This window comes from Methyloversatilis universalis FAM5 (genome assembly GCF_000214035.2).
Classification (GTDB): domain Bacteria; phylum Pseudomonadota; class Gammaproteobacteria; order Burkholderiales; family Rhodocyclaceae; genus Methyloversatilis; species Methyloversatilis universalis.
On record NZ_AFHG01000044.1, the window covers coordinates 1 to 24,174 of the forward strand.

Below are 24,174 nucleotides of genomic sequence, written 5' to 3' on the forward strand. Positions count from 1 at the left end.
AGGCGCCTGAGCCCGGGCGCCGGTTCCACCCACCCCGCCAGGGCCCGCCGCCCGTGCACCGGTGCCCCCCAGCCCGCCCTGACCCTGCGCCTGCATGCCGGTACCGCCGGTGCCACCGGTCGGCCCCGCGCTGCGCACGCCGGTGCCGCCGATGCCGCCCTCACCGCCTTCGCCCGGCGCGCGGCCGGTTCCGCCGACCCCGCCCTGTACCGCCGGAACGCGCGGATCGCGGCCGTCAAGTTCAGGATCCAGGCAGGCGGGCGCCGCCAGCGCAAGTCCGGCCTGCATCAGAAAAAGGAAGGTCAGCAGGCGGGACAGCATGGTTCAGTCTCGCGCCTGGCGGTCGGCCGCCGAGGCGTGGAAATAGATGCCGAACGTGAAGCGACGGGCCGTGGCCTCGTCCGCTGCGGGGGCGGATGCGCGCGCCGCTTCGGCATTGAGCGTCTGCAGCGCCTGCATGCCCAGTTCGGACGCGCGCACGCGCAGGGCGGCCACCGCCTCCGGCGTCATCCGCCGGTAATGCACGCTGCGCTCGAACCACGGATCGGGTCGGCCCAGGGTGTTGTCGACCGCCGCCATCGCGTGATCGCCGACATTCATCGCCAGATAGCTGAGCTTTTCGTCGAAGCCGCTCTGCGGAATGAAAGCGGCGGTGTTGAGCACGACCTCGTCGGCCTCATTCAGGTGCACCACGCCCAGGCGCAGCCACTCGTCCAGCACTGGTCGGGCGCGGATGTCACGCGACACCGAAGCCACCAGTGCGTCGAACGAACCGTCGCCCCCCGCACTGGCCAGCCGCGGCAGTGCGCGCGGGCGGCCGTCTGCATCCAGCCAGCGCCCGGCGGTGGTCCACTGGCTTACGAGCTGTGCGCCCAGCGACACCGCGCGGGGCAGTTCGGCCCCGGCGTCCGGCAGTGCGCGCAGGCGTTTCACGTCCTTTCGATGCACGCCGGTCATCAGGCTCACCCGGCTGTCGGTCGATGCGCCGCCCGGCGCGCAGTCCTCCAGCGCGACCTGAACATAGACACGCTTGAGCAGTTCGATCGCCAGCGGCAGCGTAACGCCGCGCGCCAGCATGAGCCGGACGAGCGGACGCAGTACGGTGCGGACCGCGGACGTCAGAAGATCCGGAATGCCGGCGTCGGTCATGAAACGTTCTGGAGTGGCTGCAATTGTGAGTGAAATTATCCCACGTTTTGCAGTACACGAACGTGTCAATCCATGAAGCGCTCACGGTTTCAGGGGAACAGCCGGCCGGCGTTGTTCGGCCGAAGGTCAGCGGACCGGCTCTGGCTGGCCGCGCAGACGGGCGTCCAGCTCTTCGGCGACGAAGCGCCCGTCCGGCGCGATGTGCCCGGTCATGCGCACGCGGCGCACGTCGAGCAGGTCGCTGGCGGCCAGGCCGCGCAGACGGGCCGCCGCCGCACCGACCACCTGCAGCCCGCAGCCATTGAGCGATCCGTCGTCCAGGCGGCCACTGACCAGCGCTTCGAGCACCACGTTGTTCACCCGGTCGGCAAAGCGCAGCGAGGGGTCCATGCGGGTTTCCAGGATGCGCAGCACCCGGCCGTCCCAGCGGCCACGCGCCAGCAGCTGTCGCGTCGGCGACTCCGCCGCTTCGCCCAGCGCCCCCTCCACCGGCAGTCCGTCGATGCCCGGTACGTCGTTGTCGTGGCTGACATCGCCGATCACGCTGGCCAGTTCGAGCGCGGGAGCACGTTCGATGCGCGACGCATGCACCAGCCCGCCGGGCGCCCGCATGCCGCTGACCTTGACCGGGTCGCCCGGCTGAAGCGGACGCCCCCCGTCCTGGACCTGCGCATCGGGCAGCAGCCGCACCGGCTGGCCCATCACCTCGAAGCGACCGCCCTCCGGCGACGCGCTGAGCGGACCTTCGAGCAGCTGGACGATGCCGATGTCGCGCGCCAGCAGTGCGTCGCCCGTCCGCTCGACCTCGACCGACACGAACTGCCCCACCGCCAGCGCCTGCGCGCCGGTGTCGCGGCCGTTTTCGCTGATGCGCGCGCTGCTGTCGTACTGCAGCCGGAGACCATTGACGCAGAGGGAACCGAAACCGGTGATGACGCCGACCACGCCGAGGCGTGCGCCGGTACCGCCGATGCCGCCGCCCTCGCCCGGCGCATGTCCGGTACCGCCGACGCCCCCCGCTTCAGCGGACGGTCCTTGGCCGGCATCGACACATACAGGTGCTGCCTGTGCCGGCACCAGGGCCATCAGGCAAAGCAGGGCAGCAATCAGGCGCACTACGAGGTCTCCTCTGACCTTTCATCGTCATCGGCGTAGAAATAGACGCCGAACGTGAAGCGTCTGTTAACGGCGTCCGCGTCGGCGACCGAAACCTCGTCCTTCACCTCACCGTTCAGGGTCTGCAGCGCCTTCATGCCCAGTTCGGACGCGCGAGCCCGCAGCGCCTCCACATCGGCGCCCGACAGGCCGCGATAGTGCACGCTGCGCTCGAACCATGGATCGCTGCGCCCCAGCGTGTTCTCGACCGCCGCCATCGCGTGGTCGCCGACATGCAGCGCGAGGTAGGACAGCTTCTCCTCGAAGCCCTCCTGCGGAACGAAGGCGGCGGCGTTGAGCACCACTTCGTCCTGATCGGTCAGACGGGCCACGCCCAGGCGCAGCCACTCGTCCAGCACCGGACGGGCGCGGATGTCCTTGCTCACTGCCGCCACCAGCGCGTCGAAGGACAGATCGCCGCCGGCGCTGGCCAGCCGCGGCAGCGGCCGCGGCTCGCCGTGTTCATCCACCCACGGAGCGCGGCGGGTCCACAGGCTCACCAGCTGTGCGCCGAGCGACACGGTGCGCGGCAGGTCGGCGTGGGCATTGGGCAGGTTGCGCAGGCGCTTCACGTCCTTGCGATGTACGCCGGTCAGCAGGCTCACACGGCTGTCGGTCACCGGCTTGTCGGTCGCGCTCTCTTCCAGCGCAACCTGCACGAACACCCGCTTCATCAGTTCGACCGCCAGCGGAAGCGTGACGCCCTTGGACAGCATGAGCCGGACAACCGGACGCAGCACGGTACGCAGCGTGCGGGTCAATGCATCGGAAATGGAAGGATCAGTCATGGTCTGCAAAGAATCGAATCCCTGAAAGTATCCCACAGAGAAACCTTTACGGACTGCGAATCATTCCTAACAAGTGTCGGGGAGGTCGCCCTCCGACTGCGCACTGTGATGCAACCGTGGCGCGCGTGGAGAGGCGCCGCAAGAACGGCCTCAGGACAGGAACATGCGGGTTGTCAGACCGTGGATGTCGCACAGTGCATGTTCGATGCAGCAGCCGGCGAGGCTGTCGCCCAGTGCGCACACCGCGACCACATGGTCGGGAAAGGCACTGCAGTGCAGGACATGCCGGACCACGTCCGGGCCTTCGAGGTGCAGCGACAGATCCGAGGTGGCCAGACTGAGCGAAGAGAAACTGCGCGACAGACCTTCCGCAGTCGCCTTCACGTAGGCTTCCTTCGCCGTCCAGTGAATCAGGAAGGACAGCGGCGGATTGGATTCCGCCCTTACCCGCTCGCGTTCGTGCGGCGTCAGCGCGGCGCTCATGACCTGATGCATATCGACCTTCGGTGGCAGGGATTCGATATCGACGCCCACTGCGGCATCCGGACTGACCGCCAGCGCCACATGCTTCGCACTGTGGCTGAGATTGGTGTGGAGACTGCGGCATGCGAGCTCCGGTTTGCCATTCGGCCCGGCCGCGAACACCGGTGCGTAGCCGAGCAGTTCGCGCAGCACCAGCCGCTGCAGCGCGTGCGCGAGAATGTAGGCCCGGCGTCCGGGTGCATGCAGCATCTCCCGGGCACGACGCCGTTCGTCAGGGAGCAGGACCGCCTGTTCAAGATGACGCAGCCGTTCCGCGTCATGGTCATCGACCGACGCCACGAACACCCGGACCGCGTCGCCCGCGCCCGATCTCGCCACCTCAGGCGGCCTCGCTGCGCAGTGCGGCACGCCCGGCCAGCCCGCACAGCAGTTCGGCCACGGCCGGACGGTCTTCCTCGATGAAGAAATGACCGCCGGGAAACATGTGCAGCGAGAAGTCGCCGGAGAACGCCTGCTGCCACGCAAGCAGCCCGTCCATCGGTACCCGCCTGTCGTCGAAGCCCCCCGCCACCGCCAGATCGAGATCCAGCGGCGCGGCAGACCGGTGCTCGTGAGAGGCGATCAGTTCCAGATCGCCCTGCAGCACCGGCAGCATCATGTCGATCACCGCATCGTTGTGCAGCACGCTGTCCGGTGTCCCGCCCAGGTCGCGCAGATAGTCGATCAGGTCACCGCGGGTGAAGCGCGGCAGCCCGAAGGCGGTCGGCTTTGACGGCGCGATGCGCCCGGTCATCAGCGCGGCGGCCGGCAGCCCCCGCCCCTGCGCGCGCATCGCACGCAGCAGCTCGAAGGAAATCAGCGCGCCCAGACTGTGACCGAACACCAGATCGGGCTGCACACCGTGGGCGTGCAGCGTGTGGGCCAGCCCCTGGGCCAGCGCCACCAGCGACGGCGGCATGGGCTGACCGAAGCAGCGGCCCCGACCCGGCAGCTCGAGCGCCCACAGCGAAACCCGCCCTTCCAGAAGTGGCTTCCAGGCGAAGAAGGACTGCGCGCTGCCGCCCGCATACGGCACCGCCAGCACCGACGGCGCCCGCGGCCCGGCGTCGCAGATGCGGACGACGCTGCCGCAGCCCGGCTCAGACTGCATCGGACACCGCCACCGGTTGCAGCAGATCCAGCCCGTCCTGCTGATAGAGCTGCTTCATCAGGCTGCGCTGCACCTTGCCGCTGGTGGTCTTGCGCAGCGTGGCCGGGGCGATGAACACGATGTCGGCGATCGCGACCCCGTGTTCTTCGGACACCGCGCGCCGCACCTGCATGCGCAGCACCTTCTCGATGTCGGGCAGCGCACGCTTGAGTTCGCGGTCGGCTTCGACCACTGCCACCAGCCTGCGCTGCTCACCGCGCTCGTCCTCGAATACCGCGCAGCTCTGCGGCTTGATCAGCGGATGCGATTCGATGATGGTGTATTCGACGTCTTCCGGGTGCAGATTGCGGCCATCGACGATGAGCAGATCCTTCATCCGGCCGCAGATATAGACCTGCCCGTCGTCCGCCCCGATGAAACCGATATCGCCGGTGCGCATGTAGCGGCAGCCGGGCTCGTCCGCGATCTCCGCAGCGAAGATGGCCGCGCTCTGTTCCGGCAGCTGCCAGTAGCCGAGCGCGTTGGTGGCGCCGGACACCCAGATTTCGCCCAGACGGTCGGCCTCCAGCCGTTCACCGGTGGCCGGATCGACGATGGCGATGTCGATTTCCTGCGACGGCAGGCCGCAGCCGACGACGATGCGGCCGGTGCCGCCGAGGTCGTCCGTCACCCGCCGTTCCGACTCGGCCGCCCGGGCATCGATGCTGCGCAGCCGCGGCAGTTCGGACACCGGACCGCCGGACACGAACAGCGTGGCTTCGGCCAGACCGTAGCAGGGCAGCATGGTGGCCGGCCGGTAGCCGAGCGGTCCGAAGGTGGCGGCGAAACGCTCCAGCGTGGTCGCGCGCACCACGTCTGCACCGTTCAGCGCGATGCGCCAGCTCGACAGGTCGCAGTCTTCCAGCCGGCCCGGCTGCCAGCGCTGTGCCGCCAGTTCGTAGGCGAAGTTCGGTCCGCCGGCCAGCACCGCCCGGTAGCGCGAAATGGCGTCCAGCCAGATCAGCGGCTGGCGCACGAAGGTGTTCGGCCCCATCAGCACCGTTTCGTTGCCCAGCATGATGGGCAGCAGCTGGCCCAGGATGAGCCCCATGTCGTGATGATGCGGCTGCCAGAACACGGTGTTGGACCTGTGATCCAGCTCCCAGGCATTGCGCATCATGCGCAGGTTGGTGGTGATGTTGCGCTGGCTCACCATGACACCCTTCGGGTGCGAGGTCGAACCGGAGGTGTATTGCAGGAAGGCGATGCGATCGTCGGCCGGCGGCGGCAGGACGGCCGCTACCTCGGCTTCGTCGCGCAGCGTGTCGGTGGCCAGCCAGGCCAGCGGCAGGTCAGCATCGACCGCCAGGATGTCGCGCAACCCCTCTTCCAGTGCGGCCACCGTCAGCACCTGCCGGCAGCCGCAGTCGCGCAGGATGCGCTGGCAGCGGTCCACCCGCCGCCGGCTCGGCAGATTGAGCGGCACCGCGATGCGGCCAGCCAGCAGGCAGCCGAGAAAAGCGACGATGAAATCCAGACCGGCCGGGTAGAACAGCGCGATGCGGTCGCCGGCCGCGCCCTGCCCGGCCAGTTCGGCCGCGATCACGCTGCTGCGTCGCCAGGCGTCGCCATAGGTCAGCACGTCCTCCTCCCGCCCCTGCTCGTCGAGGAAGCGGAACAGCACCCGCCCAGGATGCTGGCGGGCACGCCGGAGCAGGATGTCGCCGACCGACAGCACGGACACCTCGTCATACAGCGCGCCGGCCAGTTCGTCGGTATCGATGCGGGCGTACATGATCAGACCCCCGCTGTCGCGGCGCGCTGCGCCACCGCGACCGACAGTTCATTCACGGTCGGGTACTGGAACACCAGCGCCGGCGGCAGGGTCACGCCGTAGCGGTCTTCCAGCGAGCCCACCAGATCCACTGCCTGCATCGAGCCCAGGCCGTAGCTGCCCAGATTCTCGTCAGGCTCGATCTCGTTCGCAGCCACGCCGGTGCGGTCGGCAATGAAGGCGGTGATGAAGTCCGCGATGTCGTGTTCGGTGCTCATGGTTGTCGTCCGTGCAGGTGTGAAGAAGGGTGGGCGTGCTGCGCGGACGCAGCGGCCGGAATCAGGGCTTCGATGGCCAGGCGTATCTGCCGGCGCAGCGCACGCGGCGCCGCAACGGGCTGCAGGGGCGGCCAGCCAGACACGCCCTGCCCCTGCGACCACAGCGCGGCCCAGTCGGCCACGCGGGGCGCGGGCTGCCGATACAGCGCATGCAGTGACGCGGCCAGCGTCGCGTGCGGGCCGGTCACCGGCGGCGGCGCGAATTCGGGCCAGTGCGCCACAGCGACCGGCGCCGCGACGGCCGGCGGTTTCCAGGTACTGCGGATCTCTCCGATCATCGGCGCGAGCACCGGCGCCGGGCCGATCTCGACGAATTCGGTCACACCGGCTTCGAGCATGGCGTGCACCGACTGCATCCAGCGCACCGGGCTGTACAGGTGAGCCGCCATCACATCGGCGATCCGGCCGTCGTGCGGCCGCGCGGTCACATTGGCCACCACCGGCCTGCGCGGCGGCTGGAAGGCGACTTCGCGCAGCGCCTGTTCGAACTCAGCGGCGGCCGGCCGCATGTGCCGCGAATGGAAGGCGCCGCTGACACGCAGGCGCACCGCCCGCGTGCCCGCCTCGCGGCAGCGCTCGACGAAGGCGTCGATCTCGCCCGACAGGCCGGCGACGATGGTCTGGGTCGGACTGTTCTCGTTGGCGATCTCGAGTCCATCGACACCCAGGCGCGTGATCAGGGCATCCACTTCGTCGCGCCCCGGACCGATGACCGCCGCCATCGCACCGTCGCGGATGCCGGCCATGATGCGGGCCCGACGGTCGACCAGACGCAGCGCGTCGACGAAGTCGAGGGCGCCGGCCGCCGCCAGCGCGACGAATTCGCCGATGCTGTGTCCGGCCAGCATGGCCGGCGCGCCATGCCGGTGCTCATGATCGAGATAGCCGAGATAGCCGGTGACGAACAGCGCCGGCTGGGTGTAGCGGGTGTCGATCAGACGGTCGGCGCCGTCGGTGCACAGATGGTGCAGGCTGTAGCCGAGCACCGCATCGGCCTGCGCCACCAGCCGCGGGTAGCGCTCGAACAGGTCCACGCCCATGCCCTTGCGCTGCGCGCCCTGCCCCGGAAAGACGACCGCCCTCACGATTGCAGCTCCGCACCGGCCTCGGCCGCCACCGACAGCAGCCAGCGCGCTTCGCGCAGTTCCAGGCCATCGATCTGCAGCACCGTGCGGCCCTCGATCTCGCCGCGCAGATCCAGGCGACCGCTGTCGGCGTCCGTGCTCAGCAGCAGGCGCTGCGGTCCCGCGGTCGGCAGCTCGGCCCAGCTCACCCGCGTCGCGCGGTAGGGCAGCAGCGGCGCCGTGGTGACGTCGCGGAACATGCCCTGCAGTGCGCGGGCGACGGCCACCGTCCAGTGCATCCACAGCGCTTGCGGATCGCCTGGCGACGGCAGGTCGACTGCCATCGCGAAGGCCGGCGGCCCCCCCGCCGTCGCATCCGGACCCTCGCCGGCGACGATGCGCCCGGCCCGCAGCAGTGTCTGCGCGCCGTCGTCCGCCTGCGCGCGATAGCGCAGACTGCCGTCGGCAAGGACGGGCATCAGGCGCCGGTGACGCGGCGACCCGGCCGCCCAGGCCACGTCAATGAAACGGACCGGGCCGCCGGTCGCCACATGTCCCGGCCACGGCAGCAGAGACGGCAGGCAGGCGGGCCTGCTGCCGAAGAAGACGGTCCACGGCCCGAGCAGCGTGTCGATGTCGTGCGGCACAAGGGAGGGCGGCAGATGGGCAGACGGCTGCGGCGCAAGCGGGGTCGCCGGCCGGAACCACACGCGGTCGCGACGGAAGGGCAGCGTGGGCAGCGGCACGCGCGCAAGGTGATCGGCCGCGTAGCGCGCGGACAGCTGTTCGCTCAGCGAAGGGAATGCGAGCGCCGCACGCAGCCAGTCGGCCAGACTGGCTGCGCTCCGCCAGTCGGGCAGCGGCCGCTCGCCGCCGCTGTCCTTAGCGCTCTGCGCGACGACGACAAAAGGCGCCGGCGCGTCGCACAGCCATGCGGCCAGTTGCAGCGCGAGTCCGCCGACGTCCTGCGCGGCGACGGCAAGCCGATGCGATTGCAGATCGCGACCGAGGAACAGCGAGCCGGCCAGCGCGCGCAGGGTCGGCGCCAGCGACGCCCTAGACAGACTGGCGCGGGCGCGCAGTCGGTCGGACGGCGCTGCGGCGGGCAGCGCTTCGCTCAATGCGGCGGCGACATCGCCCCAGCACATGCAGTCGCGCAGATCGAGCCGCACGGGTTCGATGCCCAGGCCCTGAGCAGCGGCGTGTGCGGCGCGCATCACGCTGTCCGCATCGACGCCGAGCGCCGGCCACGGCGCGTCGACGTCGAGTGCGTCGCTGGCCTGCTGCAGCGCGCACAGCACGCGCGGCTGCACCTCCGGATACAGGTAGTCGAACAGCTGCGCTGCGCGCGCGCGCAAGGTGTCGGCGTCGCGTGCCGACAGCAGCACGACCTCGGCCTGCGCATCGCCGCCGGACCACACCGGTGCCGGCTGCGCCTGCAGCACGACGTGCGCATTGACGCCACCGAAGCCGAAGGAGCTGACGCCCGCCACGCGCGGCCCTTCGCCCCAGGCCTGCGGACAATCGACGATGCGCAGCGGCGAGGCCTTCAGTTCGAGCTGCGGATTGGCCCGTCCGAAAGCGGGATGGCCCGGTATCAGCCCGTGGCGCAGCGCGAGCACCGTCTTGATCAGACCCGCGATGCCGGCGGCCGCTTCGAGGTGACCGATGCGCGCCTTCAGCGCACCGAGCCGGATGTCGCCCTCCGGCGCGCACGCCGGATCGGACGCACCGCACAGGCGCAGCGCCTCGTTCAGCCCGGCAATCTCTATCGGGTCGCCGAGCGGCGTGCCGGTGCCGTGGGTTTCGACATGGGACAGATGGCGCACCGCCGGCCCGGCGGCCTGCCAGGCGGCCGCGACCACCTCGGCCTGTCCCTTGAAGCTGGGCGCGGTCAGGCTGTGCGCGCGGCCACCGTGGTTCTCGGCCGAGGCAAGGATGCAGGCGTGGACGAAATCGCCGTCGCGCAGCGCATCGTCCAGCCGCTTCAGCACCACCACGCCGACGCCTTCGCCGCGCACATAGCCGTCGGCTTCGGCGTCGAAAGGACGGCAGCGCCCCGAGGCACTCAGCATGCCCGCCTGGCTGAAGGCGACATGCAGTTCCGGGCTCAGCATCAGGCTCACACCGCCAGCCAGCGCCAGTTCGCACTGGCCGAGGCGCAGCTGTTCGATCGCCCGATGCACCGCCACCAGCGAACCCGAGCAGGCGGTATCGACCACCTGGCTGGGTCCGCGCAGGTTCAGCACATAGGACAACCGGTTCGCCACCAGCGTAAGTGCCATGCCGGTCGCCCGGTAGGCGTCGTTGTCGCACTGCGCAGCGCGCATCAGCGCGGTGTATTCGGCATTGCCGACGCCGGCGAACACACCGACCCGGCGGCCGGACAGACTGCGCGGCGGAATGCCGGCGTCTTCGAGCGCAGTCCACGCCGACTGCAGGAACAGCCGCTGCATCGGGTCCATGGCTTCGGCTTCGCGCGGCGCGATGCCGAAGTGACGCAGGTCGAAGGCATCCACGTCGTCGATGAAGCCGCCCACGTTGGAATAGGCGGTGTTCGCCGCGGCGCCCGGCGCCGCGTGGACCGCGCGCCAGTCCCAGCGCGAGGCCGGCACTTCGGCGATCGCCGGCCGTTCGCCGAGCAGGCTGTCCCAGAAGCCGGCGACGTCGGCTGCACCGGGCAAGCGTGCGGCCAGACCGACGATGGCGATGGCGCCCGGGGGCGGCAGCGGCATCAGACACCCGCTCCAGCCAGCGCCGGTGCCGGTGCCGCCTGCGGGGCACCTTCCTCGGTCACCGGCACGCCGCTGGCCGGGCACGGCATCGGCAGCCCGGCCTTCCGTGCGCGAGTCCGACCGCGCGCGTGCTCCTTCGCCAGTTCGTGCATATAGGTCGGGCCGTGCATTTCATAGTTGTTGCGCAGCGTCGCCAGGTACTCGCGACGGATGATTTTCTGCTCGCGCTCGATGTCACGTTGCTGCGCCGCGACCTCCGGCAGGCGGTAGAAGCCGGCGTAATGCTCGGCCACCACTTTGGCCTGCGCTTCCATCATGTCGAGGAAGCCCCAGGTCACCGCCTGGAACAGGCCGATGAAGGCGAGGTTGTCCACGCCGGGCACGAAGATGCGCTTGAACATCGGCACCCTGTTGTCGTCGGCGTTCAGGAACTGCTTGTCGAGGAAGGGGAAGGTGGTCTTGAAGCCGGTCGAATAGACGATGGCGTCGAACTCGCGCACGCTGCCGTCAGCGAAGAACACCTTGCGGCCCTTGATGTACTTCACCTCGGGCACGATCTTCAGCTTGCCGTCGCCGATGCGGTTGGCGAAATTCTCCGACAGCGTGGGCAGGCTGGACATCATCAGGTGGTCCGGCTTGGGCATGCCCATGCTGGAGTGGCGCTGGATCAGCGCCTTGTACAGCCCGGTGTGCACCAGGTTGAACAGCGGATAGGGCAGGATCTTCTTGAACCACCAGTCGTTCAGGAAGGCCATCGCGCGGTCCATGCGCAGGCCCAACAGATAGTGCGGCAGCACATAGACACCGCGGCGCAGCGAAATGCAGGTCGACTTCGCCGCGTGACTGATGTCCACCGCCACCTGCGAACCGCTGTTGCCCACGCCCACCACCAGCACGTCCTTGTCGCGGTAGTCCTCCCGGTAGCGGTAGTGCTGCGAGTGGATGGCCTCGCCGTCGAACACGTCGCGGTAGTAGTAATCCGGGAAGTTCGGTTCGTTGTGGTGGCCGTTGGCGACGATGAGCGCGTCGTAGTGGCGCACCTCGCCGCTGTCCAGCGTCACCCGCCAGCCCCGGTCGCCGATGCGCTCGGCACGCTTGACCTGGGTGTTCAGCTGTATGCGGTCGCGGAAGCCGAAGTGGTCGACATAGCTTTCCAGATAGGCATGCACCTGCTGGTGAGACGGGAAATCCGGGTAGTCGTCCGGCATCGGGAAATCGGTGTACTGGTACAGACCGCGCGGCGTGTTCTGGTTCATCGCCTGCCACACCGACGTGAACTTGCGTTCCGGGTCGAAGGCCCAGATGCCGCCGATGCGGTCGCGGCCGTCGAAGCAGTCGAACGGAATCCCGTACTCGGTCAGCGCCTTGCCGATCGAAATGCCGCCGACGCCGGCGCCGACCACGCATACGCGCGGCAGCTGGCGCGGCGAGCGGCCCTTGCCGCGCAGGCGTTCGAGCATGCGTGCACCACCCGGGATGCGGTCGACGAAGGCGCGGGTGAAGTCGCGGGCGACCGGCGGCGCGGACAGTGAACGGGGAGCACTCATGCGACGGACCTCCTTGTTTTCGGTGGGGACGAGGGATTTCAGGAATTCGGCGGTGCGCGTTTCGCCGATGCGCGCTGAATGCGCGGCGCAGTCGAGCACCACCGGCGCGATGCCGCCGGACAGATGCCGGCGCAGGCTGTCAACGATGAGGTCGACCTCGTCGTCGGCGATGTTCAGCGGCGGCAGGAAGCGCAGGCTGTTGTTGTGGATCGGGCAGACCGCGACCGCAACGCCCTGCACCGGGTCGCGCAGCATGGCGCCCCACAGCAGGTAGCCGAAGCTGCGCTGCAGGAAGGGATCAGCGCCGGCGAGGTCGAGATCGACGGTGAGCAGCAGGCCCTCGCCGCGCACCGCGGTGATCATCGGCACATCGCGCTGCAGCGCGGTCAGCTTCGCCCTGAACGATGCGCCGGTGGTCCGGGCACGTTCGTCCAGCCCCTGTTCGAACACCTTGCGGAGCGCGTGCAGCGATATGTGCGCGGACAGCGGGCAGCACTGACGGCCGGCCAGCTCCTGCAGCCGCGCCGGCGAGCGCTGCTGCGCGCGCTGCCGCAGCGCGTCGCTGCACAGCACGACGCCAGTCGGCACCAGCGAATCGCACAGCGCGGTGCCCAGCGCCACCAGGTCGGGTGACGGCACCTGCGGCGCGCTGTGCAGCAGGCGGCCGGTCATCAGATTGGTCTGGGTTTCGTCCACGCCGACCAGATAGCCGCCGGCTTCGCGGTGGCGGACGATCAGCTCGACCAGCTGCGGCGGCAGCGGACGGGTGGCGTTGGCATCCACCTGTATGGTTTCGAACCACACTAGGCCGATGTCGCCCGACAGCAGTTCGGCTTCCAGCTTCTGTGCGGCGTCCGGCGCGTGCGCGTCGATGAACACGCTGTGGCGGTACAGCGGCTCGAAAGGCTTGCGGAAGATGTCGAACACCGCGTCGTGCGACGCCACCGCGCTCAGCATCGAGAAGCCCAGACCGCCGGAGAAGAACAGCATGCGGCGCTTCGCCGGCGCAGCAAGCGCCGCCAGCGTCAGCGCGGATTCCACTGCGGTGACATTGCTCGACGCCGGGAAGGCGTGCGGCAGGCCGGTGCGCTCGCTCAGCAGCGCAGCCAGTTCGCTCCAGTAATCGGTGTTCGCGTCGTGCACGCGCGCAACGCCGGTGATGACGTCCAGCGGGTTCAGGCCGCGCGGGCTGGTGCCCACGTTCACGAAGCAGTCGAGCACGGTGCGCGCTGTGCCTTCGCGGTCGCGCAGCAGCGACTTCATGCCGCGCGCCGCTTCGAAGCGGGCGTCGAAGCCGTGCAGGCGCGCCACCCGGGCGTAGCCGGAATTACCCCAGCGCAGGTGGGCATCGAAGCAGGCGTCGACATCGGCGTCGATGCGCCGCATCAACCTGTGCGTGTCGCCGTCGATCAGGTCGGCGAAGCGCGCCAGCAGCGCTTCGCGCGCCACCGCCAGCGGAAAGCCGAAACTGGTCATGACGTTGCGCACATAGCTTTCGCTGGGCGTCATGCTCCAGGTCTGGTGTACCGGCGCGCGCACCATGCAGGCGGCCACCGGCACCTGGCTGCCGGCCATCGATTCGCCCAGCACGATCATGTCGGCGCGCTCGCGGCAGGCCGGCGCGATCCATCCGGCAGCGCCGGTGTCGGCGTCGTTGTTGTCGACCAGCACGCTCACCCGCTCGTGCCGCGCGCAGGCGGCGATCAGGCGGTCGGCATCATCGACCGGCGTGAAGGCGTCGCACACCAGCACCACGGCCACCGGCGAAGCGCCGCCTTCCAGCCGTTCAAGCGCTTCCAGCGCGGTGGACACGAAAGTGACGCCGGGTACCAGCGCGTCGTCCGGGCCGGCGTCCAGCGGATCGAAATAGCGGCGCCAGCCCTCGCCGGCATCGACCAGCAGCAGTTCGCCGCTGCTGTCGGCGTCGCGGTTGCGGGCGCGGTGCCGGGCCAGACGCAGCGCGGCGTCGAGCGCTTCGTGCTGCGAAGTCAGGAACAGGCAGCGGTAGTCCTCGTCACCGGTCTTGTTCTGCGACTGTATCCGGTTGAGCAGCAGCGCGACCTGGGCCGACTGCGGCGACAGGATGGCGCAATGCCCCTGGTCGCCGCGGCGCACGTAGTCTTCCAGCACCTGCAGCGTGTCGGCATCCGGCCTGATGAAAGCGCTGGCGGGCGAAAGCGTCGGCAGGCCCGCAGCTTCGCTGCACGCGGGCGCCACTTCATCGAGAAAACGCAGCAGCAGCCGGTTGTAGGCCTCGAAGTGAGTGAAACCCAGCAGATGGCCGGCACCCGGAAAGCACACGTAGCGCGCGCCGTGCAGTGCATCGGCCAGCGCGCGACCGTAGGCTGGCTGCATGTAACGGTCGTCGCGTCCGCTGATCACCAGCGCCGGGCAGCGCAGCGCCGACAGGGCCTCACGGTGGTCGAAGGCGCCGACGACGGCCTGGTAGGCCGGCAGCGACGGAATATTCCAGCCGCGGTTCAGTTCCATGAAACGGTCACTGGTCTGCAGCTCGCGCATCAGCGTCGCGAAGTCGTTCGCGCCCTGCGCGAACGGTGAGGTGACGGTCGCGACCAGCGCCGACACCCGCTGCGGATGGTCGAGGCAGAAGCGCTGAGCCAGCACGCCGCCGAAGGAATAGCCGATGACCGGCAGCGCATCGGTGATGCCGAGGCCGTCGAGCAGTTCGGCCACGTCGGACGCCATCGACGACAGCGTGAGCGGGCTGTAGAAATCGGTGCGTCCGCAGCCCGGCATGTGATAGGCGATCAGCCGGTAGCGCTCGCCCAGTTCGCGCAGCTGCAGCCGCCACATGACCGAGGTGTGCATGACCAGGCCGCCGAGCAGCAGCACCGGCCGCCCCTGCCCATACACCGCGGCTTCGATGATGCGGCCGGAACGCCCTTGCACGCTGACCGAACGCGCCTGGTCGACGACCACCTGCTGGGCGTCGAGGTGTTCGCGCGAGGGCTGGCGCACGCCGCCTTCGGGGGTGGCGGTGTCCTGTGCGCGAGCGGCCGGTGCACGCAAGGTGGCGGCTGAGGGTGCGGGCGCAGCGATGGCCCCCGGCGCAGCGGCCCCGCCCTGCTCCGCCCACAGAGCCTCGATCGACAGCGGCGAGTCGGCTGCGACGGTCACCGCCGGCGCTGCCGGCGTCGTTGCGGAGGGCACCGGCCGGGGCACCGGAATCGGCGTGGCGACCCGGGCCGTCGCCGGCACGACGGGCTCAGGTGCGCGGGGTGCGGCAACCTCCGGCGCGACGGCGACCGAACCTTCGAGTTCGCCCAGCACGCGCTTCACGTCGGCGCTGTGGTTCTTCAGCAGGTAGCGGGTGAGCCCGCGCAGGTCCTGGAACTCGAAGAACACGGTGGGCGGAATGACGATGCCGAAACGCGCGGTGAAGCGGTTGCCGATCTCGGTGGACGAGATCGAATCCATGCCGTAGTCCATCAGCGAGCGCGTCGGCGAGAAGTCGGCGGCTTCGAGCTTGAGCACCGCCATCACCAGCGCGCCCAGATCCTGCTCGAGCGCCACCTCGAGCGCCGGCCGGGCGGCCGGTGCAGCCGGGTCGCGTGCCACCGGTGCGACGACGGGCCGTACCGCGGGCGACACCGGTGCGGCGTCAATCTCCAGTCCTTCGATCAGCGCGAGCGCCTCTTCCGGCGACAGTTCGTCGGCGATGCTCATGTCCATGCGGAATCCCCGGTATGCGTGGTGAAATCGGTGCTCATGCGGTCAGCGCCTCGACCGGCGCGGGCTGCGCGGCGCCGTCGAGCAGCTTTCCGGTGACGAAATTGACCGCGCGGATGTACTTCCACAGGTCGACCTCGTAGCGATGGCGGTCGGTGTCCATGAAGCGGCCCTGGCCGAGATCCAGCCGCTCCGGCTGCTGTTTCAGCTGCTGCAGGCGGCGGAAGTTGTCGCTGCCGGCGATGCGCGCCGACAGGCAGGCGGCAACGAAGCGCGCGGTGATGTTGAGCACGTTGCCGAGGCCGGACGGCGTGTTCAGGTAGCCGACGAACAGCAGGTTGTCGTGGCGCTGCGGCACCATGCGCAGGAACAGCCGGTCCAGATCGACGCGCGCGTCGAAATCGGCCGGGTCGAAGAAGGACAGGTCGGTGCGGAAGCCGGTCGCCCACAGGATGAGGTCGATCTGTTCGCGGCTGCCGTCGGTGAATTCGACGGTGCGGCCGTCGATGCGGCGGATGTCCGGCCTGGGCGCGAGGTCGCCGTGGCCGATGTGGTAGAGCACCTGCGAATTCATGATCGGGTGCGCGGCGTCGATGCGGTGGTCCGGTGCCGGCAGGCCGAAATCGGTACCGTCATAGCCGGCCAGCTTGAACACCGCGCTCACATGGTCCCAGTAGGCCTGGGCATCAGTGAACTTCGGCGCGATGTCCATCAGCCATTCCTGCGTCGGCCTGCCATCGACGAACTTCGGCATGTAGTGATAGCCGCGCCGGGTCGAGTGGAAAGCGGCGTCGGCATTGAGTGCGGCGTCCACCGCGATGTCGCAGCCCGAATTGCCGCCGCCCACCACCAGCACGCGCTTGCCGCGGAACTGGTCGGCCGACCGGTAGTCGCCCGAGTGCACGCTCTCGCCATCGAAATGCCCCTCGAACTTCGGCACCAGCGGAATGCGCAGCAGGCCATTGGCGACGATCAGATGGGCGTAGCGGCGCACGCCGCCGTCGGCCAGCTCGCAGCGCCAGCCGCCGCCGTCCGGCCGCGCACGCAGCACGCGGGTGTCGAAGCGGGTGTGCGCGGCGACCGCGTAGCGCTCGGCCACCGACATCAGGTAGGCGTACATCTGGCTGTGCCGCGGATAGTGCGGGTAGCTGTCGGGCATCGGCAGATCGGAAAACTGCGTGTTGCGACGCGAGCTGATCAGGTGCACCGAGGCGTACATCTTCGACGCCGGCCCGCTCGGCTGCCAGTTGCCGCCGAGCCCGCTGCTGGCTTCCAGCACTTCGTAATCGAGGCCGGCTTCGCTCAGCGCCTTGGCCAGGCCGATGCCTGAGGCGCCGCCGCCGATGATGCCTACCGTGTGATCGAAATTCGTCATGTCTGTCCCTGTGATCTGCGCCTGGGCTTACTGGTCGGCGGTGGCGCGCATGCTGGCGAGCAGGCGCTTGGCTTCGTCCGGCGCCATGCGGCCGGCTTTCACGCGTTCGAGGATGTCGCGCGGCGACAGCACCGGGGCTGCGGTCGGCTGAGGCGGAGCGGGCAGCGGGTCGACCGCATAGCGCGCCACCGGCTGTTCGACCCGGGGCGCCTCGATCGGCGCGGCGGCAGCCGGCTGGGCCCAGAAGCGCCGACGCTGGAAGACGGTGCCCGGCAAGGGCACACGGCGACGCAGCGACGGCACCGGTTGCGCGCTCCAGTCGTCAAAGGCGCCGCTGACCCAGGCACGCGCAAGTGCCTCGGGCGCACTGCTGACCGGTGCGGGCGCGCTGTCGGCGTCGGCCACGCCCTTGAACACGCCGGCCTGCAGCACGGAAGCGTCGAGCTGCCAGAACTCGCCCGCCAGGCTGGCGCGCAGCTGCGCCAGCAGCGACGGCAGATCGACAGCGATCAGCGCCAGCCGGTTGGGCTGGGCGACGCGCGCCATCCGCAGCGTGGCCGCCAGATCGGCCAGTGGCAGCGGCTCGCCGTGCTGCAGCGCGCGCTCGATATGGACGGCCAGCGACTGCGCCATCGTGCGCAGCGTGTCCGGAGTACGCGCCGACAGCACGACGATGTGCGGCCCCGGCAGATCCGCCTGCGGTGCGACCGGCCATTCCTCGACCACGATGTGTGCGTTCGAGCCGCCCGCACCGAACGAGCTGACCGCGGCCAGCCGCGGCAGCGCACGTCCGGCCGCGTCGCGCGGGGCCGGCCAGTCGGCCGCGGTGGCCTGCACGCGGAAGGGCAGCTTCGAGAAATCGATGTTCGGGTTCGCCGGCTCGCTGTGTATCGACGGCGCCAGCCGGCCGTGCCGCATCTGCAGCAGCACCTTGGTCAGGGCGGCGATGCCGGCGGCGGATTCGAGATGGCCGATCTGCGACTTCACCGAGCCGATGGGCACCGCCTGATCGCCCAGCGCGCTTTCGAGCGCCATCGCCAGGCCGCGCAGTTCGATCGGGTCGCCCAGACCGGTTCCGGTGCCGTGCGCCTCGATGTAGCCCAGCCGCGATGCCGGCACGCCAGCGCAGGCGAAGGCGTCGGTGATCACTTCGCTCTGCCCGACCGGCGTCGGCACGGTAAAGCCCGACGTGCGTCCGCCGTGACCCAGGGCCGAACCGCGGACGACGCCGTGAATGTGGTCGCCGTCGCGGACCGCGTCGGCCAGTCGCTTGAGCACCACCACGCCGACGCCCTCGCCCGGCACATAGCCGTCGCCGCCGGCACCGAAGCTGCGGCAGCGGCCGTCGCTGGCGGCGAACTGCAGTTCGCTCAGCATGCGGTAGCGATAGGGGTGTGCCGACACATTGACGCCGCCCGCCAGCACCGCGTCGCATTCGCCGGCGCGCAGCAGCAGGCAGGCGGTGTGCAGCGCGGTCAGCGAGGACGAACACATGCTGTCCAGCGCGAACGAGGCGCCGCTGAAGCCCAGCGTGTAGGACACCCGGTTTGCGATGGCGGCGTAGGACGAATTGGTCAGCGTCGGTGACCCACCGGCGCCGTAGTACTGGTACTCGCCGTACATGACGCCAGCCAGCACGCCCACGCGCGCCCGTGCGCCGTCGCGCGAAGGCGGCGACTGCAGGGTCTGCGGCGTGTAGCCGGCGTTCTCGATGGCCAGCCAGGAGGCCTCCAGGAACAGCCGCTCCTGCGGATCCATGCGCTCGGCGTCGCGCGGCGCGATACCGAAGAACAGCGGGTCGAAGCAGTCATGCTGGTCGATCAGCGCAGCCCACCGCGCGTAGGCGCCGGTCTTCGCCGCCTCACCCTCGCGTCGGGCGAAAGCGGGGTCGTCCGGCCAGCGCTGCGACAGCTCGCCGACGCAGTCCATGCCCTGCAGCAGGTTGTCCCAGAAGGTATCCAGATCGGCCGCACGCGGGTAGCGGCCGGCGATGCCGACGATGGCAATCGCCAGGCCGTGCCCGTCGTCCGGTGCCACGACGGCCGGCGCCGGCTGGGGCTGGTCAGGTGCGGGGGGGGATTCCGGTGTCGGCAGAACCGCGGCAGGCATAACGGCTGCCGGCGCGCCCCGGCCTGCGCCGACAAAACGGGCGGCCGCGTCGGGCTCGACGGCGGCGATGCGCGAAGCGAGATCCTGCACCGTGTCGGCTTCGTACAGCAGCGTCTTCGACAGTGACGAGAAGTGCTGGTCCAGTTCACCGTTCAGGTCCATCACCATGATGGAATCCAGCCCGAGTGACTGCAGCGGCGTGGCAGGCACGACGCGGCTGCGGGCAATGCCGCAGGCGCGGGCCAGCATGTCGCCAAGACGGCTGCACAGCGCCGGCACGATATCGCCCGCAGGCGGCGCGACCGGCACGGAAGACGCGGCGGCTGCGGTGTCGCAGGAGGCCCCGTCATCCACACTCATCAGTCGGGCCACGCCCTCACGCCGGCCGCTGCACACCACGACACCGGCCACCGTTGTGGCCATCGCTGCGCGCAAGGCCTGTATGCCCTGCTCGGCGTCCAGCAGTTCGAGGCCGCGCTCGGCCATCCACTGCATGACCGGCGGCGGCGCCTGCATGCCGTCCTCGCTGCGCCACAGCGGCCAGGCGAGCGCAAGCGTACGGCCGCTGCGCCGGCCTTCAGCCACTGCCTGCGCGCGCAGTTCGGCGTAATCGTCCAGCCAGGCGTTGGCATAGGCATACACGCTCTGGCCGACGTTGCCGTGCGCACCGGCCAGCGACGAGAACAGCACGAAAGCTTCCAGCGGGTCCTCGCGTGTTGCCTGGTCGAGCAGGCGCGCAGCGGTGATCTTGGGCGCCAGTACCGCCTGCCAGTCGTCGTCGCCGTGCTTGACGAAGAAGGCGTCGCGCAGCACGCCGGCGGCGTGGATGACGCCTCTCACAGGGCCCAGCGTCGCCCTGACCTGCTGCAGCGCGCCCGCCAGCGAAGCGGTGTCGGTGACATCACCCTGCACATAGACGACCGATGCGCCCTCGCCGCCGAGCGCTGCGACGACACGCGCGCCCTCTTCGTCCAGCGGACTGCGGCCGAGCAGCGCGACATGCACGCCGCAGCGGGCGAGCCAGCGCGCGAAAGTCCGGCCCAGCGCGCCCATGCCGCCGGTGATCAGATAGGTGGCACCGCGGGTGGGCTGCCAGCCGGTGGCGGGCGCCTCCAGCCAGCCGAAGCGGGCTTCTTCCAGCCGTCCGTCCCGCACCCGCAGACGCGGTGCGTGGCCGGGCGACGCAGGGTGGACGAGCGCGGCCGCGATCGCGTCGGCGCGCCGCACCGGGTCGTCGTGGCTTGCGGCATCGAGTTCGAGCAGCACCGCCGACACGCGCGGCGCTTCCAGATGCAGACTTTTCAGCAGACCGCTCATTGCCGCGTGGAAACAGCGCGCGTCGTCGGCCGAAGGCGTACCGACATAGACCAGCCGCAACGCACGGGCGCCCAGCGAACCGATTGCGCCGACCAGCAGTTGCGCCAGCGAAACGAAACGCCGCACATCGGCATCGACCGTTTCGCACGCGCTGCCGGCCAGCCACACCACCGTGTCCGGAAAGGCGTCGCGTTGCTGGAGCAGCTCGAGCAGTGCGCGCCGGTGTGCCGGATCGGCAGCGTCCATGTCCACGTGCGCACCGTCCTGGAAGCGGAAGCGTGACGAGGTATCGATCCGCCACAGCGTCTGCCCCGGGTGCAGCCTGCGCAGTCGGGATTCGACGCTGTCCAGACGCACGCCCGCGCCCGCTGCAAGCATCAGCGGCCCGACCGGCAGGACGACCGAACGAGGGCGGTCGCAGGCAGACCAGCTGCGCTGCAGCAGGTGCAGCGGTGCGGTGCGTGCGCCATCCCAGGCGCGGAAGCAGAACCCCTCGATATCCGCGAGCACGGTGCCACCGTCGTCGCACACGCGGAAGTCGAAGGCATGCAGACCGGGCGCAGGCGCACCCCGGTAGTCGACGCGGACACGGACACGCGCCGGCAGTGGCGCGTACAGCGCGAAGCGGCGCATCGAGAACGGCACGAAAGCCCGCCCGGACGACAGCACCGAGTCCGGTGCCAGCGCCACTGCGCACTGGAAGACGCCATCCAGCAGCGCCGGGTCGAAACGGCCGACGTCCTCGCGCGGCTCGACCGCCAGTTCGGCGACCGCGTGATCGGCGTGGCGCATGAGCGCACGTACCGGCCTGAAGTCGGGGCCGTAGGCCAGACCCATGCGTTCGAAGCGGGCGTAGAAGGCATCCCGGTCGAAGCCGGCGGACGGCCGCTCCATGGTCAGGGACAGCATGGAAGGCGACCCGCTCAGCACATGCAGCGCGCCGCGCAGGTGCGCGGCCGCGCCGTCCCCCGAGCTGCCCTGTACCACGCAACGTCCATCCGCCTCCCGCGCCAGCCGCAGATGCTCCGGCGCGTCGAGCACCAGAGGACGTCCCCACATGAGGTCGCGAAACTCGATCGCATCGCGGCCAGGCTGCGTGGCTGCCAGCAGTTGCAGGAAGCCGGCCGCCGGGAACACCGCGTGTCCATCGACGATGTGGTTGCGAGCGCGCCAGTCGTCCACGTCGATGCACAGCACGTCGGGCGCTGCGGGGCTGGATTCAACGGGCCCGAAGCGCGCTACTGCGGCGACCTGCCGGCCACCTATCCAGTGCCGCGTGCGGCGGAAGGGATAGCCGGGCAGGTCGATCGGGCGCGGCTGTACCGGCCATGCGACGGACCACCGGACCGGTTCGCCTGCCAGCCAGCGTGCAGCGATCGCAAATGGATCGGCAGGGTCCGCGTCGGCCGGTGCGGGCGCATCGGTACCGCCACGCTGCATGTCGTCGCCCGAAAGCTTCTGCAGAAGCTCGGCCAGCGTGGCGGCGACCACCAGCGCGCGTCTGCGCTGGGGCGTGCGCCCGAGCTGCAGCGTGGCCGCAATGCGGGCCCGACCGGCCGGGTTGTCGAGATCACTCATTCGCGGTGCAAGCCAGTCGCAGAACCGGGCCATGACCGCGTCAAGCTGTTCGTCGTCACTGGCCGAGAACGGAAACAGCTGGGCGGCCGGCCCGCCTGCCGCGTCGGCACCGGTGTCCGCCCATTCCTCGATCAGCACGTGGGCATTGGCGCCGCCCGCTCCGAATGAACTGAGAGCGGCACACCGCGGCTGCTCGCCGCCGGGCCAGGGCTCGCTCTGCTGCGGAATGTGGAAAGGTGTGCGCACCAGATCAATGGCCGGGTTGATGCGTGCCGAATGCAGCGACGGAAACAGCGTGCGCATGCGGAGCTGCAGCACCAGCTTGGTCAGGCCGGCGATGCCGGCCGCTGATTCAAGATGACCAATATTGGTCTTGATCGAACCCAGGCCGCAACGCGACGGGCGGGATGGCCCCCATGCCTCCAGCAGGCCATCGACTTCGACCGGATCGCCCAGCCGGGTGCCGGTTCCATGCGCCTCGACGTAGCCGATGCGCGCGCCGTCCAGCCCTGCCTTTGCCAGCGTGTCACGGATCAGGGCCGCCTGGCTGCGCGAACTGGGCACTGTGTAACCGGTGGTGCGCCCGCCGTGCGCGATGCCGGTGGCGCGGATGACGCCGAGGATGCGATCACCGGCCGCGCGCGCATCGGCTAGCCGCTTGAGGACCGCCACGCCCACGCCCTCACCCGGCACGAAACCGTCAGCCGCGTCGCCAAAGGCGTGGCAGCGACCGGTCGGCGACAGCATGCGCTGCTGGCTCAGCTGTACGTACTTGGACGGATGCAGATAGAGATTGACGCCGCCGGCCAGCGCCACCGCGCATTCGTCGCGGCGCAGGCTTTCACAGGCCAGGTGCAGCGCGGTCAGCGACGACGAGCACGCGGTATCCAGCGCGACGCTGGGACCGTCGAAATCCAGCAGCCAGGACAGTCGGTTGGCCACCGACCACGGCATGGCTGTCGGCACCTGGCCACCGCCACTGCGCCAGTGCGCCTCGCCCAGCAGCGGATAGGACAACGTGGTGATGCCGGCGAAAACGCCGACCCGCGCCGCGCCACCGGGCTGCGTGCGCGGCAGGCGTTCGGGACCGAGGCCGGCATGTTCCAGCGCGTGCCAGGCACACTCGATGAACAGGCGCTCCTGCGGATCCATTACGTCGGCGTCGACCGCAGACACGCCGAAGAAGGCGGAATCGAAGGCGTCGACGTCACGCAGGAAGCCGCCCCACTTCGACATGCTGGCCCACTGTGCGCGCGCGACCGGATCACGGCTGAACAGCCCGTCGACCGACCAGCGCTCGGCCGGCACCTCGGTGATGGCGTCACGGCCTGCGGCGAGTACCGAGGCGAAGGCCTCCAGGTCATCGGCCCCCGGATAGCGGCCAGCCAGCCCGATGACAGCGATGGCGTGACCTGCGGCGTCCGCCGCCGCGGCCTCCTGCTCGTCCAGCGCAATCCACTCGTCGCTGAAGCGTGGCCGCGCTGCGGCCTGGCTCACCGCGGGGCGCAGCGACACCGAAAGTCGGGCCACCTCGTCGGGAAAGCGCGACAGCAGATAGTCGGGCACGTCACCCACTGTCCTGCAGTCATACAGGAAGGTCTTCGACAGCAGCGGAAAATGCGCCTCGAGCACCCGCCCCATCGCAACCACCGACATCGACTCGAGGCCAAGCTCCTCCAGCGCGCTGTGCGGATGAATGCGTGAAGCATCGTGGCCCAGCACCTCGGCCAGCCTTTCGATGATCCACGCCAACAGACTTTCCTTCTGCGGATCCACGCTGATGTTTGCCCCGTCTCTGACTGTCCTCCGTGCTGAGCGCACGGCACCGGAGCGCTGAGTAGCCATAACCGTGCCAGGGACAATGACCCGCAGCACATGCAGGCAGAGAGGGCTCCCGGAACGATGACTTTCGTATATGCAAAACGCACATGAAAATCGCGCCC

General features: G+C 69.7%; 12 protein-coding genes and 1 pseudogene. All 13 read right to left on the bottom strand.

All coding sequences use genetic code 11. The features are described 5' to 3' along the window. Positions 1-321: pseudogene (locus METUNV1_RS08000) on the bottom strand (DUF5666 domain-containing protein); the annotation flags it as partial. 3 nt (positions 322-324) lie between these two features. Beyond that, complete coding sequence (locus METUNV1_RS08005) at positions 325-1,149, bottom strand: DUF6502 family protein (RefSeq protein WP_008060633.1); 825 nt, start codon at positions 1,147-1,149, stop codon at positions 325-327. A gap of 126 nt (positions 1,150-1,275) precedes the next feature. After that, on the bottom strand, positions 1,276-2,265 hold the full coding sequence (locus METUNV1_RS08010) for a DUF5666 domain-containing protein (protein ID WP_139026327.1): 990 nt from the start codon (positions 2,263-2,265) through the stop codon (positions 1,276-1,278). Further along, a complete protein-coding gene (locus METUNV1_RS08015; protein ID WP_043359399.1) occupies positions 2,265-3,092 on the bottom strand; it encodes a DUF6502 family protein in 828 nt (275 codons plus the stop codon). Before METUNV1_RS08015 ends, METUNV1_RS08010 begins: the two co-directional genes overlap by 1 nt. 150 nt (positions 3,093-3,242) lie before the next feature. Continuing rightward, positions 3,243-3,953, bottom strand: a complete 711-nt coding sequence (locus tag METUNV1_RS08020) for a 4'-phosphopantetheinyl transferase family protein (protein WP_008060637.1) — start codon at positions 3,951-3,953, stop codon at positions 3,243-3,245. Position 3,954: 1 nt separating this feature from the next. After that, a complete protein-coding gene (locus tag METUNV1_RS08025) occupies positions 3,955-4,725 on the bottom strand; it encodes a thioesterase II family protein (RefSeq protein WP_008060638.1) in 771 nt (256 codons plus the stop codon). After that, positions 4,715-6,499: a fatty acyl-AMP ligase gene (locus tag METUNV1_RS08030; protein WP_008060639.1), complete on the bottom strand. Its 1,785-nt coding sequence runs from the start codon at positions 6,497-6,499 to the stop codon at positions 4,715-4,717. The genes METUNV1_RS08025 and METUNV1_RS08030 overlap by 11 nt, the downstream gene beginning before the upstream one ends. Before the next feature lie 2 nt (positions 6,500-6,501). Continuing rightward, a complete protein-coding gene (locus METUNV1_RS08035; RefSeq protein ID WP_008060640.1) occupies positions 6,502-6,756 on the bottom strand; it encodes an acyl carrier protein in 255 nt (84 codons plus the stop codon). Continuing rightward, the gene (locus METUNV1_RS08040) at positions 6,753-7,901 is read right to left on the bottom strand and encodes an ACP S-malonyltransferase (RefSeq protein ID WP_008060641.1); all 1,149 of its coding nucleotides are present in this window, start codon (positions 7,899-7,901) and stop codon (positions 6,753-6,755) included. The genes METUNV1_RS08035 and METUNV1_RS08040 overlap by 4 nt, the downstream gene beginning before the upstream one ends. Continuing rightward, the gene (locus tag METUNV1_RS08045; RefSeq protein WP_008060642.1) at positions 7,898-10,615 is read right to left on the bottom strand and encodes a beta-ketoacyl [acyl carrier protein] synthase domain-containing protein; all 2,718 of its coding nucleotides are present in this window, start codon (positions 10,613-10,615) and stop codon (positions 7,898-7,900) included. The genes METUNV1_RS08040 and METUNV1_RS08045 overlap by 4 nt, the downstream gene beginning before the upstream one ends. Continuing rightward, entirely contained in the window at positions 10,615-15,855 is a 5,241-nt protein-coding gene (locus METUNV1_RS08050) for an alpha/beta fold hydrolase (RefSeq protein WP_008060644.1), read from the bottom strand. The genes METUNV1_RS08045 and METUNV1_RS08050 overlap by 1 nt, the downstream gene beginning before the upstream one ends. Before the next feature lie 34 nt (positions 15,856-15,889). Then, on the bottom strand, positions 15,890-17,227 hold the full coding sequence (locus tag METUNV1_RS08055) for a flavin-containing monooxygenase (protein WP_008060646.1): 1,338 nt from the start codon (positions 17,225-17,227) through the stop codon (positions 15,890-15,892). Between the two features lie 27 nt (positions 17,228-17,254). Then, positions 17,255-23,983, bottom strand: a complete 6,729-nt coding sequence (locus tag METUNV1_RS08060; protein ID WP_008060648.1) for an SDR family NAD(P)-dependent oxidoreductase — start codon at positions 23,981-23,983, stop codon at positions 17,255-17,257. Positions 23,984-24,174 lie beyond the last annotated feature (191 nt).

Coding starts and splice junctions, on each gene's coding strand:
- METUNV1_RS08050 (WP_008060644.1), bottom strand. CDS start 15,855: ATGGACATGAGCATCGCCGACGAACTGTCGCCGGAAGAGGCGCTCGCG.
- METUNV1_RS08015 (WP_043359399.1), bottom strand. CDS start 3,092: ATGACTGATCCTTCCATTTCCGATGCATTGACCCGCACGCTGCGTACC.
- METUNV1_RS08025 (WP_008060638.1), bottom strand. CDS start 4,725: ATGCAGTCTGAGCCGGGCTGCGGCAGCGTCGTCCGCATCTGCGACGCC.
- METUNV1_RS08045 (WP_008060642.1), bottom strand. CDS start 10,615: ATGCCGCTGCCGCCCCCGGGCGCCATCGCCATCGTCGGTCTGGCCGCA.
- METUNV1_RS08055 (WP_008060646.1), bottom strand. CDS start 17,227: ATGACGAATTTCGATCACACGGTAGGCATCATCGGCGGCGGCGCCTCA.
- METUNV1_RS08035 (WP_008060640.1), bottom strand. CDS start 6,756: ATGAGCACCGAACACGACATCGCGGACTTCATCACCGCCTTCATTGCC.
- METUNV1_RS08005 (WP_008060633.1), bottom strand. CDS start 1,149: ATGACCGACGCCGGCATTCCGGATCTTCTGACGTCCGCGGTCCGCACC.
- METUNV1_RS08030 (WP_008060639.1), bottom strand. CDS start 6,499: ATGTACGCCCGCATCGATACCGACGAACTGGCCGGCGCGCTGTATGAC.